Genomic DNA, 208 nt, shown 5'->3' on the forward strand with positions numbered 1-208 from the left:
CATGTTCGGCGTGCAGGTCTTCGCCGATGAACTGGAACGCGTCGCCGCCCGGTACGGCATCGAGGTCCACAAGAGCAGCGAACTTGTCGAAGTCGACGCCGACAGTCGCCAGGCGGTGATCGCCGATCATACAAACCATAGTCGACAAATGATCGGCTACGACCTCATGCACGTGGTACCACCGCAGTCAGCTCCGGACTGGCTCAAG

1 pseudogene is annotated in these 208 nt (G+C 60.1%); it reads left to right on the top strand.

The annotated features are described in order from the left end of the window. Positions 1-208 (top strand): annotated as a pseudogene (locus tag H0524_RS25610) (pyridine nucleotide-disulfide oxidoreductase); the annotation flags it as partial.

It is taken from the genome of Salinispora sp. H7-4 (assembly GCF_013416675.1).
GTDB classification, from domain to species: domain Bacteria; phylum Actinomycetota; class Actinomycetes; order Mycobacteriales; family Micromonosporaceae; genus Micromonospora; species Micromonospora vitiensis.